8 protein-coding genes are annotated in these 15,069 nt (G+C 37.6%); 2 read left to right on the top strand and 6 right to left on the bottom strand.

What is annotated here, in order from left to right; all coding sequences use genetic code 11:
- Positions 1–196: 196 nt before the first annotated feature.
- From Q0940_RS07565 to Q0940_RS07540, 6 genes are all read right to left on the bottom strand, one after another.
- Positions 197–4,744 (bottom strand): BspA family leucine-rich repeat surface protein, encoded by a 4,548-nt coding sequence (locus Q0940_RS07565; RefSeq protein ID WP_299266467.1) that lies wholly within the window; start codon positions 4,742–4,744, stop codon positions 197–199.
- Positions 4,745–5,068: 324 nt separating this feature from the next.
- Positions 5,069–8,791 carry a BspA family leucine-rich repeat surface protein gene (locus Q0940_RS07560; protein ID WP_299266465.1) on the bottom strand — a complete coding sequence of 1,241 codons (3,723 nt, stop codon included), beginning with the start codon at positions 8,789–8,791 and terminating at the stop codon, positions 5,069–5,071.
- A gap of 302 nt (positions 8,792–9,093) precedes the next feature.
- Positions 9,094–9,264 carry a hypothetical protein gene (locus Q0940_RS07555; RefSeq protein WP_299266463.1) on the bottom strand — a complete coding sequence of 57 codons (171 nt, stop codon included), beginning with the start codon at positions 9,262–9,264 and terminating at the stop codon, positions 9,094–9,096.
- A gap of 235 nt (positions 9,265–9,499) precedes the next feature.
- Positions 9,500–9,937, bottom strand: coding sequence for a hypothetical protein (locus Q0940_RS07550; protein ID WP_299266461.1), 438 nt, complete (start codon positions 9,935–9,937; stop codon positions 9,500–9,502).
- A 212-nt stretch (positions 9,938–10,149) separates the two neighbouring features.
- Positions 10,150–11,889, bottom strand: a complete 1,740-nt coding sequence (locus tag Q0940_RS07545; protein ID WP_299266459.1) for a sodium:solute symporter family protein — start codon at positions 11,887–11,889, stop codon at positions 10,150–10,152.
- The gene (locus Q0940_RS07540) at positions 11,889–12,140 is read right to left on the bottom strand and encodes a DUF4212 domain-containing protein (RefSeq protein WP_105050787.1); all 252 of its coding nucleotides are present in this window, start codon (positions 12,138–12,140) and stop codon (positions 11,889–11,891) included. The genes Q0940_RS07545 and Q0940_RS07540 overlap by 1 nt, the downstream gene beginning before the upstream one ends.
- A gap of 309 nt (positions 12,141–12,449) precedes the next feature.
- Between Q0940_RS07540 and Q0940_RS07535 the strand changes: the two genes are divergently transcribed.
- Both Q0940_RS07535 and Q0940_RS07530 read left to right on the top strand, forming a co-directional pair.
- Positions 12,450–14,321, top strand: coding sequence for a DUF294 nucleotidyltransferase-like domain-containing protein (locus tag Q0940_RS07535; RefSeq protein WP_299266446.1), 1,872 nt, complete (start codon positions 12,450–12,452; stop codon positions 14,319–14,321).
- Positions 14,321–15,025 carry an exonuclease domain-containing protein gene (locus Q0940_RS07530; protein ID WP_299266443.1) on the top strand — a complete coding sequence of 235 codons (705 nt, stop codon included), beginning with the start codon at positions 14,321–14,323 and terminating at the stop codon, positions 15,023–15,025. The genes Q0940_RS07535 and Q0940_RS07530 overlap by 1 nt, the downstream gene beginning before the upstream one ends.
- Positions 15,026–15,069 lie beyond the last annotated feature (44 nt).

The raw sequence follows: 15,069 nt of genomic DNA, 5'->3' as shown, positions 1-15,069 counted from the left end.
AATTGGTATTTATCAACGTAAAAACTGTCTATTTTATGTGCTTTTTGGGGGCGGTTAAAATAACTGAGCTAGTACAACAGAGTTCAAGGAGGTGGAGTCCTAGTTTCAATTTTCTCGAAACTAGGGATCGTTTTTACTTACAGATTATAACTTCAAATGATTTGCTCTCTTGGCGCTTCACTCAAAGTTTTTTGAGTTAAGGCTCTAAGCCATCATCATAAATAGTCCAGCCATAAATATTTATAATTGATTCTCTAGCAGCTTCTCCAGTTGCGCTGAAATTAGAGCCAACATCTAGACGAACATTTAATTGTAACGTTTGTAAACTCCAACCATTTAACAGTGCATCGTAATTATTGGTGGATAATCCACTGCCGGATAACATACTATTCATTAAAGTTACCGATGATACGTTCCACTCCCCTAAGTTTTGATTAAAAGCAACTGTATCGCGAAGCATGCTACTCATAACTGTTACACTGGATACATCCCAGCCACTAATATCTTGATTAAAAACATCAGCGCTATAAAACATGTAACTCATATCTGTTACATTGGAGACATCCCATTGACTAACATCTTGATTAAATACATCAGCGCTATAAAACATGTAATTCATAGAACTTACATTTAACAGCTTGTTTGCCCATTCATCCATTGGTTGGTTAAAGTCAAAAGCATTGCGAAACATGTGATTCATATTTACTACATTGGATACATTCCACTCGTTAATATTTTGGTTAAAGTTGGAGGCGTCATAAAACATTGCCTCCATGCTTGTTACCTTAAGTACATCCCACTCACCAATATCTTGATTGAAAATAGTTGCACCCTGAAACATACCACTCATATCTGTTACGTTAGATACATCCCAGCCACTAATATCTTGATTGAACAGACTAGCATTCCTAAACATACCACTCATATCTGTTACGTTAGAAACATCCCAGTCGCTAATATCTTTATTGAAACTTTCGGCTCCGTTGAACATTTTAGACATGTCCGTTACATTTGATACATCATATTTCCAACTTGATAAGTCTTGATTAAAAATACGGGCGCTTCCAAACATTCCACTCATATTAGTTACATTAGATATATCCCAACCACTAACATCTTGGTTGAAAACTGTAGTGCCAAAAAGCATAAAAGACATATCTGTCACTTTAGAAACTTTATTCCCCCAGTCTCCAATTGGTTGATCAAAAGCGTAGGCTCCATTAAACATGCTGGCCATATCGGTCACATTGGATACATCCCAACTACTAATATCTTGATTAAACACACGAGCGCTATTAAACATCCCGCTCATATCGGTTACATTAGATACATCCCAACCACTAATGTTTTGATCAAAAGAGCTAGCGTTATAGAAAGCTTCACGCATATCAGTGACCGTAGATACATCCCAATTACTGATGTCGCTATTGACTTTTGTTGCTCCATAAAACATTTCAGCCATACTCGTCACTTGGTGTAACACAGGCGTATCAGCCGCATTAATCACTAAATTGAGGTTACTATGAAATGCTTTCTCCATACTTGCCCAGTGGTTATTCCCCCATTGCTCAACAGATAATAGCTTCGCATTATCATATCCCCGGAAAAACGAATCTGAATATAAACGAGGAAATGCTCCCGTGATTGTTATCGTATAGGTTCCAGCAGCTGTATAGGTATGAGTTTTACCTGCAGTTTGATTTTCTTCAACGGTGCCATCACCCCAGTCGATAGTAAAATCATAACCAGAACCAGTGGTGCCAATTCTTATTTGATTTTCATCTGATTGATATGTGTCATTACCACCTTCCGCATCCGTTTGCCATACGGTAACAAATGGTGTTGGTGCAACTACGTTAACTGTACGAGTCACAACAGTTTCATTACCTGCTGCATCGGTAGCTGTGTAAGTTATGGTATAAGAACCTGTTTGGGTAGTATCAACTTCAACTTCACCTGTTATTTCCACTGTGATGTCACCGTCACGTGCATCATAAGTAGAAAACCCTAAGTCGCTATAACTGAAGCCTTGAGTCCAATTGATTGTTTCGCCACCTGTTAAGGTGATTTCGGGAGGTACAATGTCATCACCTAACACTTGAACGATACGGGTGATCATACCTTCATTGCCAGCACTGTCTTGTGCTGTATAAGTAATAATATAATCGCCTAATACTGCTGTGTTTACTGTTCCAGAAATCTCGACGTTATTTATAACCCCATCTCGCCAATCTGTAGCTGTAGCATTTAACTCTGTATACACCTCATCAACGGCAAGTTTAATAACATCGTTCCCATTTAATGTAAGGTTTGGAGGAGTAATATCCGCAGGTACAATAACGGAACGTGTAGTGGCACCTGTATTACCTGCAACATCCGTAGCACTGTACGTCAATGTATAAGTACCAGTTGTTTTATCGTCCACATAACCTGTAGTGATTACAGGTAAAATACCATCTCGGGCATCTACAGCCGTTGCACCAGTCTCAAAATAAGCTTCATCTTGCTCTAAAGTTATTAAGCTTTTACCACTGAGTGATATAACTGGAGCAAGGATATCAGCTTCTACGACATTTACAGTACGCGTTGCGCTATTTTTATTGCCGGCTGCATCTGTTGCGATATAAGCTAATATGTACTGACCTATTTTCGATGTATCTACCGTTCCGGTTATCGTAGTAACGGGCATAGCTCCATCACGGTCATCAATCGATAAGGCTCCAAGCTCAACGTAATCAGTGCCAGTTGAAATTGTAATAGAGGAGTTTCCTATTAAGCTTACTATAGGGGCTGTTTGGTCGGCAGTTTCTGGTAACTTACCCAAATCGGATATATCCCAACCTGAATCCACGTCTAATATACCTCTAGCGGCACTGGATGCTGAACTATAGTATGAATCAACATTTAGATTAACATTTGTTCGTACAGTTTGTTTGCTCCAAGCATCCAGTAATGCATCATAATTAGACACTGATAAATGTGCCTCATAAAACATCTGGTTCAGTGTCGATATATTAGATATTTGCCAGTTACTGATGTCTTGATTAAATGCGTTAGCCTCATGAAACATATATGCCATAGTTGTTACTTTCGACACATCCCACAGGCTTAAATCTTGATTAAAGTATGTTGTTCCTTCAAACATAGATTCCATATCGGTGACACTTGAGACATCCCAACCCCCAATATATTGGTTAAACACAGAAGCTCCATTGAACATATCCTCCATACTTTCAACACTAGAAACATCCCAACCGCTAATATCTTGATTAAAAACATTAGCTCCAGAAAACATACTTTTCATAGTGGTAACATTTGACACAATCCATTGACTGATGTCTTGATTAAAAGCGTCAGCACCAGAAAACATACTTTCCATAGTGATGACACTGGAAACATCCCATTGACTGATGTCTTGATTAAAAGCGTCAGCACCAGAAAACATACCTTCCATAGTGATGACATTAGACACATTCCATTGACTAATGTACTGATTAAAGGCATAAGCATTAGAAAACATCCTTTCCATACTTGTAACACTTGATACGTCCCATTCACTTATATTTTGATTAAAGGTATCTGCACCATAAAACATCCTTTCCATGTTTGTGATATTTGAAACATTCCACTGACTAATGTCACTATTAAATGAAGTTGCATTATAAAACATGTCATACATATTAGTGACTTGACTTAAATCTGGAGTGTCTGTCGCGTTAATATTCATATTGCTAGCAGAATGAAAAGCTTGAGCCATATTTTGCCAGATATTATTCCCCCACTGCTCAACGGATAATAATTTTCTATTGTCATAACCAATAGAGTCTGAATCAGAATATAACCGTGGGAATGTACCGGTAATCGTTATGGTGTAAGTGCCAGCTTCGACATAAGTGTGAGTTTTCCCTTCAGTTTGATTATACTCAACCGTACCGTCACCCCAATCAATCGTAAAGTCATAACCAGAGCCGTAAGTACCAATTTTAATTTGATTTTCACCAGAGCTGTAACTGTAATTTGCATTTGGGTGGTTAGTTTGCCATGTCGTAATAAAAGGCGTTGGTTCAGCAACATTAACAGTACGAATTGTAATAGCTTCATTGCCTCGCGCATCGGTAGCTGTGAAAGTAACTTTATAACTACCTACGGTTGTAGTATCGACCTCTTCTGTTCCTGTGATTGTGACATCAACTGCACCGTCTACTAAGTCAACAGCCGTTGCACTGCTTTGTTCATAAATACTGTAAGGGTTTCCTAAAACAAAACTAACATCTGAAGGGTGCTCTAACGTAATTAAAGGCGGGGTTGTATCAACAACAGTAACTGTACGTGTTGAACTTGTTGTATTTCCAGCAGAATCACTTGCCGTGTAAGTGATGATATAAGTTTCAAATACGGATGTATCTACGACATCTAAGCCTGTAATTACCACATCAACAGTGCCATCTCTTTCATCTGTCGCTATCGCGCCTAAATCTATATAAGCATTACCAAATTCAGTGTTTACTTCTGCATCACCATTTAAGGTAATTATTGGAGCTGTTGTGTCTACAACTACTTCACTACCAGCATCATCAACAGGTACCTCTATTATAACTTCTTCAGCCGAATCACCACTTCCACCGCCACAAGCCGCCAGCGATAGAGTTAAAGTAACAACAGCAAGTGCTCGTACACTATTACGGAGTAAGTGAGACAAGTTCAAATAACCAAGGTTATTAACGATTAAAGAGGGCAAAGACATGTAACGTTTCCTTTAATTAACGTAAAGCTAATACAGCATTAGAAATAGTTATAAATGAGTTCATTAATGGTAAGAAAAAAAGCTCGCTACCTTACCATTCGGTATTGGCGCGCATTTTACTTTACCAGTTGGTATTTATCAACGTAAAAACTGGCTATTTTATGTACTTGAATTTGATAGCTTTTTATTAGACAGGTAAGCCTGTTTTATGAATAGTGATTTATGGGAAGCGATTTTATGACTGGTTATTAGCAATAAGTTAATAAACTGAAAACAAAAATGCCGCTGTAAAGCGGCATTTGAATCAAAGCTAAAAGTTATTTGTTAAGGCTCTAAACTATCACCAGAGAAAGTCCAAACATAAGTGTCTATAATATACTGTCTAGCAGCTTCACCGGCGCTGCTATAAACGCTACCAGAGCTTGTGAAATATACACCTTGTTGTAATACCTGAGTAGACCAGCCATTTAGTGCAGCATCGTAATTAGCTGTAGATAACCCGCTGAGGTAAAACATTCGATTTATTGATGTTACGTTCAACATGGTCCAATCTCCAAGGTTTTGATCAAACGCAGAAGCCTCTTCAAACATACTTTCTAAATTCGTAACACTTGATATGTTCCAAATACTAATATCTTGATTAAATTTATCATTGTTCTCAAACATACTTTCCATCGTTGTTACGTTAGAGACAACCCAGCCAGAGATATCTTGATTAAAATTAGAGTTATTAAACATACTTTGCATATCTGTTACGTTAGATACATCCCAGTCACTGATATCTAGATTAAATGTGCTGTTAGATGCAAACATTGAAGCCATACTGGTCACATTAGATACGTCCCAGCCATTAGCGGTACTAATATCTTGATTAAATGCATTCGCACCTATGAACATCCCTGCCATATTAGTTACGTTTGATACATCCCAACCACTGATATCGTGATTAAATCGGCTGACACCTCTAAACATATTACTCATATCAGTTACGTTTGATACATCCCAATCACCGATGTCTTGGTTGAATACATATGCACTGTGAAACATGCTGGCCATATTTGTGACGTTTGAAACATCCCAACCATTGGCCGTACTGATATCTTGATCAAAAACCCGTGCAGAGTAAAACATGCTATCCATATTTGTGACGTTTGAGACATCCCAAGCGCTAATATCTTGGTTGAATATAAATGCACTGTGAAACATGCTGTCCATATTGGTTACATTAGATACATCCCAACCACCAATATCTTGGTTGAATGACTCGGCACTTCTAAATGCATCCGACATATTTGTAACGTTTGATACATCCCAGTTGCCGATATATCCATTAAATGAATCGGCAGAGTCGAACATATTAGCCATACTAGTAACTTGGTGAAGTATAGGTATATCCGTTGCCATCATCGTCATGTTTTCAGCTCTATAAAATGCTCTTTCCATACTTGACCAAATATTATTCCCCCATTGTTCAACGGTTAGTAATTCTTTATTATTACCATTACCACCAAATCTGAAATACAACCTTGGGAATGGGCCTGTAATAGTTACCGTATACACACCTTCAGATGAATAAGTATGAGTGGCATCGCCTGTTTGATTATTTTCAGTGGTGCCATCACCCCAATCAATAGTGTAATCATAACCTGTTCCAGTTGTTGGTATGGTTAATGTTAAGTCATCTGCAGGCATGTCCCATGTGGTAATAAATGGGGTAGCTGCAACAACGTTAACTGTTCTGTCTATGCTTGTTGTATTGCCAGCTGCATCGGTTGCTGTGTAAGTTATTGTGTTAGAGCCTGTTGTGGAAGTGTCTACACTACCAGTTACTACAACGGTAATGTCACCATCACGCTCATCAAACGCAGCAAAGCCTAAATCGCTATAGTCAAATCCTTGTGTCCACTCCATAGTAGAATCACCCGTTAATATAATAACTGGGTCTGTATCATCAGGGTCTAATACTTCTACAGTACGCATAACAGTAGCAGTATTACCTTTACTATCTGTCGCACTATAACTTACGGTATATGTACCTATAGTATCTATTTCAACATCACTATCATCAATGGTGATGTTGGTAATTTCACCTTCTCGCCAATCATTAGCTGTGGCACCTAATTCTGTATAAGAGGTATCAATAGTTAGTTTAATAACTGAGTCACCATTTAAAGTAATAATAGGGGCGCTGTTATCGGCAGGAACAATCACTGTACGTGATACGCTTGCTATATTGCCGGCGGCATCTTCTGCGGTGTAGGTTAACGTGTAAGTCCCCGTTGTTTTATCATCAACAGTACCTGTAATGGTGACACTTAATGTACCATCTCGTGCATCTACAGCATTGGCACCTTGCTCAACATAGGTTTCATCTTGCCCTAGTGTGACAGAGCTATCACCTTTAAGGATAATGGTCGGTTTAGTTACATCTATATCAACGACACTTATAGTACGATTTGTTGAAAGTGAGTTGTTTGAATTATCTGTTGCAGTATAAGTTAACGTGTAAGTACCGACAGTGCTGGTATCCACCTCGCCTGTGATGACCACGTCAAGTGCACCATCAACTTCATCAATAAAAATCACACCTAACTCAACATAAGTGCCATTAAGAGCTACAGTAACCAGTGACTCACCATTTACAATTGAATCCGGTTCTCTATCATCTGGAATGGATGAACTGTATAGTCCCCAATCGTCAAAGGTCCAATTGTATGTTTCTTCAATGAAGGTTCTAGCTGCTTCACCAGCTTCACTATAATAAGCGTCTACTGTAATATTTAGATCAGGTTGTAGCGTTTGTTTACTTAAACTAATAAGCAATGCATCATAATTGGCTCGAGATAAACTAGCGTTATAAAAACTAAGATATTGGGTTTGTGAAAAGTCCCAATTAGTTAAATCTTGATTAAAGTTTTGGGCATAGTAGAACATCGACCCCATATTAGTTACGTTAGATACATCCCAATCAGTAATATCACTATTAAAAGAAGTTGCGCCTTCAAACATAGAAGACATGCTAGTAACTTGAGTTAAATTAGGCTTGTCAGTGGCATTAAAAACAACATAACTTGCATCTTCAAATGCTTGTGTCATGTCTTGCCAAATGTTATTTCCCCATTGTTCAACAGATAATAACTTGTCATTGTCATACCCTCTACGATCAGAATCAAAATATAACCTTGGAAATTGGCCTGTGATTTTTATCGTATAAATGCCAGGTTGAGCATATGTGTGGGTCTTTCCTTCTGTTTGATTTGACTCAACAGTGCCATCACCCCAATCAATCGTAAAGTTATATCCCTCACCAAGCGTACCAATGCGTATTTGGTCATCATCTGAATCATAAGTAGGAAATTGTCTATAATTATCCGTTTTCCACACGGTAATAAATGGCGTTGGTTCAACGACATTAACAGTACGCGTTATAATAGTTTCATGATTTTCACTATCTGTTGCTGTGTAAGTAACTGTGTAACTACCAAGTGTATTTATGTCGATATTGTCAGAAATAGTAACTTCAAGCTCACCATCTTGTTCATCAAAAGCGGTCGCACCAAGTTCGTTATAAACGCTATAAGTATTCTCATGAACTAGCTCAATGAGGTTGTCACCATTTAAGGTAATTGTAGGGAAGCCAGGATCAACAACGTGAATTGTTAAGGTTAACGTTGCAATATTACCCGCTGAATCGGTCGCTGTATAAGTGATGATATAAGTTCCCACTGTAGAAGTATCGACTTCACCTGTAATTGAAACTTCAACATTATCGTCAGTATCGTCCGTTGCTGTCGCAGCTAATTCTGAATAAACACTGTTTAATTCAATCGTTATCTCACTTTCACCGTTTAACGTAATAACTGGTGCTGTTGTGTCTTCAATGATCACTTCCCCGTCACTAGAGTCACCGCCACTAGATGAACCACCGCCACAAGCCGCCAGCGATAAAGTTAAAGTAACAACAGCAAGTGCTCGGACGCTATTACGAAGTAGGTTAAATAAGTTCAAATAACCAAGGTTATTGACGATTAAAGAGGGCAAAGACATGTAACGTTTCCTTTAATTAACGTAAAGCTAATACAGCATTAGAAATAGTTATAAATGAGTCATTAATGGTAAGAAAAAAAGGTCGCTACCTTACCATTCGGTATTGGCGCGCATTTTACTTTACCAGTTGGTATTTATCAACGTAAAAATTGCCTGTTTTATGTACTTGAATTTGATGGTTTTTTATCGCTATTTAAATTTACGGGGCGTTTTTGTTAGTTTTAATATTAAATTAAGAATGGTTTTAATATAAAAAGTTTGAGTTAGTGCTCAAACTTTCATTCTTATGGCAGGGGGTATTTCTAATCTTTTTTATTAATAGTCACTTCTATGTTTTTACTATCGCCAGCAAACCATTTCTGTATGTAGATACTTCCTATGATCGGTGGCATGCCTTCTTCGGGCACTTCTTTATAGCGCACACTGTTCTTGGTGGCTTTTTCAAATTCAAATTTAACTTTTTTCTCAGACATAATGATCACCTTAGTGTGTATTTAAAGGGATTATATCGTTGCCGTAATAATAAGGCTACGGCTAAACTTGGATCCGCCTCCAGACTTTAAAAAGGTAACGGATTTGAAATTTATAGTAATGGAAAGAGAACCAGAGCACGAAAGTAGAAACGCTAAGATAAAACACAAAGTTATAAACTCTCATTAATAGTCACGAAACATAAATAACCTGGTGTTAGATGGTTACTTTTACAACTTAAAACGTTTTGGTATAAAACTCACTAATGTATTTTCCGCCTTTGATTTCGGCTATTAATCTTAGCTTGTACTTATCACCTGAATTTGATGTTAACTGCCTCAACTGAGTTTCTTGTTTCCAATAAAATGGATTGTCGTGCATTTGTAGTTTTACTTCTGTGCTTTGGCCGTTTATATCAACCAAAAATAAAGTGGCTTTTGTTAATTGAAATGTAGAGTTGATGAAGGTAGTACCGTTTTCATCGTAAATACTAACTTGTAAATCATCGGCCTCTAACACGCAGGACTTATTAAGAATATCACAATTACCCACTGGTAATAGCTGAACGACTTTGTCGTTGTAGGCATTGTTCTCTAAGTATATATCCGACAATATATAACCTAAAATTATTAACACTGGTGCAACAAATAATGCAGTTTTGGTATGTTTGTTCATTTCGTATCCGTTAATTGTTATTGATTTTGTAAAGGACGATATAGGGGCTTATATAAAATTTCTGTAAAAATAAAAGCCATGTAAAAGACTATATCAAAAGAGTCAGATTAAATAGTTAAGAAAGTTAATAACTAAGACAATAGCTCACCAAAAAGGTCAAGAAAAAAAGGCCTCTAAAAAGAGGCCAAGCTAGGAACGGTGTTGCTTAGAGTTTAGTGATCGTGTGCTGCAACTACTTCACCCACTGGAGTTCTGAAGTTTTCTACCATCTCTTGAATTTCTTCAGGAGCATCTTCTGAGAACTGAAGTATGATAAATGCTACGGTAAAGTTAACAACTGCGCCGATGACACCAAATGCATTAGGTGAAATTCCAAAGAACCAGTTTGGCTCTAAACCACCTAAGAAATCAGTGCCTTGGATAAACATAATGCCTTTATGTTGGAATACATACAGCATAGTTACGCCTATACCAGAACACATACCCCAGATAGCGGCTTTGCTGTTCATACGTTTAGAGAATATACCCATCATTAGTGCAGGGAAGATAGATGACGCAGCCAAACCAAAGGCTAACGCTACCGTACCTGCGGCAAATCCAGGCGGATTGAGTCCGAGGTAACCTGCGACCATGATCGATATTGTCATTACTACTCGGCCGGCCAACAGTTCATTCTTTTCCGATATGTCAGGCGTAAAGACTCCTTTCATTAAATCGTGCGAAACTGATGAAGAAATGGCGAGTAATAAACCTGCTGCGGTGGACAGTGCTGCTGCAATCCCCCCTGCGGCAACAAGTGCAATAACCCAGTTTGGTAAGTTAGCAATAGCAGGGTTAGCAAGAACCATAATGTCTTGGTCAACTTTAACCATTTCATTTGTTTCTTTGTTTGCCGTGTATTGAATTTTACCATCACCATTTTTGTCTTCGTATTTTAATAGGCCTGTTTTTTCCCAATCTTTAAACCATTGAGGACGTTCTGCATATTCTAAGTTTTGACCTGCAACTGGTTCAATCGTATTCATAAGGTTTAAGCGAGCCATTGCGCCAACAGCTGGAGCAACTGTGTAAAGTAACGCGATGAATACTAAAGCATAACCTGCAGATGAACGTGCTGCTTTTACCGAAGGTACGGTGAAGAAACGCATAATAACGTGAGGTAAACCCGCAGTACCTATCATTAACGATAGAGTATAAGCGAACATATTAACTGAACCGCCCATATTGTCTGTGGTGTATTCTTTAAAGCCTAAATCAGTTACTACTAAGTCGAGTTTGTCTAACAAGTACATACCACTGCCATCGGCTAGTGTGCTACCTAAACCAAGTTGTGGAATTGGATTACCTGTTAATTCTAATGAGATAAATACAGCTGGGATGGTGTAAGCAAATATAAGTACACAATATTGTGCGATTTGCGTGTAAGTAATACCTTTCATGCCGCCTAAAACAGCATAAACCCAAACAACCGCCATACCTATGTATAAACCATTGTCATATTCAACTTCTAAGAAGCGAGAGAAAGCAACGCCTACACCTTTCATTTGACCTATGATGTAGGTTAATGAAGCGATGATTAAACAAATAACAGCAACTATACGTGCTGTTTTTGAATAATACCTATCAGCGATAAATTCTGGAACGGTAAATTTACCGTGTTTACGCATATAAGGGGCGAGTAACATGGCGAGTAAAACATAACCACCTGTCCAACCCATTAAAAATACAGAGCCACCATAACCAAGGAAAGCGATTAAGCCAGCCATAGATATGAACGACGCAGCACTCATCCAGTCGGCACCAATGGCCATACCATTTTGTAATGGCGTTATGCCGCCGCCGGCAACGTAAAAGTCGCTAGTTGTGGTAGCACGAGCCCACCATGCAATAGCAAAATATAACGCGAAAGAGCCGAATACGGCGATATAGGTAAAGAGTTTCAGCTGTTCCATTATTCTTCCTCCACATTATATTTTTTATCTAGGTCATTCATTTTCTTGGTATACCAAAAAATAAGACCTAAGAAAGTATAGATAGAACCTTGTTGAGCGAACCAAAATCCAAGTTTGTAACCGCCTAATCGTATTGTGTTAAGTTCTTCGACAAACATAATGCCTAGACCAAATGACACAACAAACCATATTATTAAGCAGATAAATATTAGGCGAAGATTTTCTTGCCAATATGACGTTTTATTTTCCACAACTTACTCCAAATTAATCTCTGTTAATTGCAAAGGGAGATTTGATATATCATTGTTATGGAAACTAAACTCTTAGAAGCTAACCCTGTTAAAGCCGAATCATAAAAGTTAAGCACGTAGACTATCAACAACATTGATACACCAACCAACTAGAATTACATTAACAATGAGATCACATATGCGGTATTCAACTTTAGTCTAAAGAGGCGATTTAAATCTTGTAAAAATAGCGTTAACCCTTTAAAAATAAAGCATGTAAAAATTAATATGCAATGAAATTGCAAATTCGAATGGATTTAGGGGAAAGAGATGAATAGCGAGTTAATAGAACATGTCATGTTTGTTCAACAAATCCCTCCATTTGATATTTTGCCCAAACAAGTCTTGCAAGAATTAACTAAAAACATAACTATTACTTATGTAACAGCAGGTCAAGTGCTCACAGATAATGACGAGTTGCAAGATACTATATTACTGATTAAAAAAGGCATTTTGGTAAAACGAACCTGCATAAATAATGAAACAAGTACCATTGAAAAATACGGTGAAGGTGATTTATGCCGTCAGTTAATTTTAAACAATAACTCAACCTTAGTAGTAGAAGAGGATGCCTTAGTCTATTGCTTGAAGCTTGATGATATTTTATCTGCCGTGGACGAATATCCAAGTGTTATACAGTTTTTAACTGCCTCACATGAGACAAGACTTAAACAAACAATTATTAGCCAGCATGCTACTGAAATAAATGCATCTCCGTTAAATAATACTTTGATTGGTGATTTAATTTCCAAACAAGCCGCAACCATTTTGCAAGATGAGACGGTTCAACAAGCCGCTGAAAAAATGACTCGTTTAGGCTACTCCAGTCTAGTTGTTTTAAAACAAGAAAATTCAATTGCTATCGAAGACTTGGGTATAGTCACAGATAGAGATATTCGTGTGCGTTGTGTTGCGGAAGGTTTACCGTATAACACCAAAGTTAGTGAGATCATGACCAAAGATCTTTACAGCATAGATGCTAATAGTATTGCTTTTGATGGACTCATTATGATGATGGATAAGAATATTCATCACTTACTTGTTACTAAAAATAGTCAGCTACATGGTGTTATCACCATTACCGACTTAATGCACAAAGAAGCGCAAAATGCCGCGCATCTTATCAGTGTCATCCGCCGAGCTAAAACGGTGGATGAGTTAGTCAAAGTCGGTGTAATGCTACCTGACGTACAATTGAAAATGACTAAGTTAGGCATAGCAGGATTACAAATAGGTAAGAGCATTAGCGCATTATCAAAAGCACTTACGGTAAGACTTATAGAGTTGGGGCAAGAAGAGTTAGGCCAAGCTCCGGTTCCATTTGCTTGGTTTTCGGCAGGCTCTTTAGCGAGGCAAGAGCAGTTAGCGTATTCGGATCAAGATAATGGTTTGATCATTAGTGATAAAGCCTTACCTGAGCATTTTGATTGGTTTAAAAAGTTAGCCAATTTTGTCTGTGATGGCTTGAACCTTTGTGGTTTTGTGTATTGTCCTGGTAATGTTATGGCCAGCAATATTAAGTGGCGTCAAACCCAAAAGGTATGGCTTGATTACTTTCGAGCTTGGATTGATACCCCATCACCACAAGCTTTATTAAATTCTAGTATCTTTTTTGATTTAAGTTTTGTGTATGGCGAAGTTAGTTTAATTAGTGACATAAAAAAATACGTGCTGAGCAAAACCACTAAAAGCACATTGTTTTTGGCACATTTAAGTAAGAATATGCAAGCACATAGACCCCCGTTAGGCTTTATTAGGGATTTTGTATTAATTCAAAGTGGTGATAATAAATCAACCATGGACTTAAAACATAATGCGATTGCTCCCATCGTAGACTTAGCGCGTATTTATGCTTTAGCACTTGGAATAGAAGAAACTTGCACAATAGGCAGACTACAAAAAGTGGCAGAAATGAAAACGGGTAATAGTGTTGTGAGTCGTTCATCGGCACTTAGTTTGATTGATGCATTTGAATTTTTGGTTCAATTAAAACTAGGTTTATATTTGAAAAAAAGTTTGGCGGGTTTGCCGGTTAATAATTATTTATCGCCTGGGGATATTTCTCGTCTTGAACGTACATATTTAAAAGACGCATTTAAAGTTATTAAAACCTTGCAAGATGCAAGGCAGGCGGTTCTCTAATGCCTTTAGGTTGGTTGTTAACTCCGGCAAATCGTAAGTATGAAAAAGTACGATTATCTTTATTACACCGTTTATCAAAAGATAACGGTCTTTATGATTTTTTATCAGTTCCAATGCCAGCGTTGAATGCTAAATTGTCGTCAGTTGATATTGTTTCTGTAGATTTTGAAACAACAGGTTTAGATGCAACAAAAGATAAGTTATTGAGTATTGGCTGCGTAAATATGTCCCATAGCCAAATTCAACTTGGCTCAAGTTTTCATGAGATCATTGCTATAGATCAAGCGCTTGATGCAGAGAATGTCACTATCCATACAATTACTGATTCTGAATGTCAAAAAGGCTCATCCCTTAGGCAAGTCATGGATGAGTTTTTAAAGCTTATTGCAGGTAAGGTGATGTTGGTGCATTTTAATAAAATAGAACGTGAGTTTATTAATGAAGCTTGCATAAAGTTGTATGGTGTCGCACCTGTATTACCTATGATAGATACTTTGGTGTTAGCTAATAAAGCATTTAATCGTCGAGGCCTTCCTTTTGAACCACAAGATTTAACCTTAGCTAATTTACGAAAGCGAGCCAAATTACCTTTTTATCAACAACATCATGCATTGTCAGATGCAATCGCAACAGCAGAGTTGTATTTGACTATGATCGATGAGAAAAAAGCAAACAGAATGCAATTAAAAGATGTGTTAATTTAGTAGCTTACTTAAATGTTGCAGTAACGAAAATAGTACTGTGTAGA

The sequence above is a fragment of the uncultured Psychrosphaera sp. genome (assembly GCF_947500655.1).
Taxonomy (GTDB): domain Bacteria; phylum Pseudomonadota; class Gammaproteobacteria; order Enterobacterales; family Alteromonadaceae; genus Psychrosphaera.
This window is presented reverse-complemented; position numbering and strand designations above follow the sequence as displayed.

Coding starts and splice junctions, on each gene's coding strand:
- Q0940_RS07565 (WP_299266467.1), bottom strand. CDS start 4,744: ATGTCTTTGCCCTCTTTAATCGTTAATAACCTTGGTTATTTGAACTTG.
- Q0940_RS07560 (WP_299266465.1), bottom strand. CDS start 8,791: ATGTCTTTGCCCTCTTTAATCGTCAATAACCTTGGTTATTTGAACTTA.
- Q0940_RS07555 (WP_299266463.1), bottom strand. CDS start 9,264: ATGTCTGAGAAAAAAGTTAAATTTGAATTTGAAAAAGCCACCAAGAAC.
- Q0940_RS07550 (WP_299266461.1), bottom strand. CDS start 9,937: ATGAACAAACATACCAAAACTGCATTATTTGTTGCACCAGTGTTAATA.
- Q0940_RS07545 (WP_299266459.1), bottom strand. CDS start 11,889: ATGGAACAGCTGAAACTCTTTACCTATATCGCCGTATTCGGCTCTTTC.
- Q0940_RS07535 (WP_299266446.1), top strand. CDS start 12,450: ATGAATAGCGAGTTAATAGAACATGTCATGTTTGTTCAACAAATCCCT.
- Q0940_RS07530 (WP_299266443.1), top strand. CDS start 14,321: ATGCCTTTAGGTTGGTTGTTAACTCCGGCAAATCGTAAGTATGAAAAA.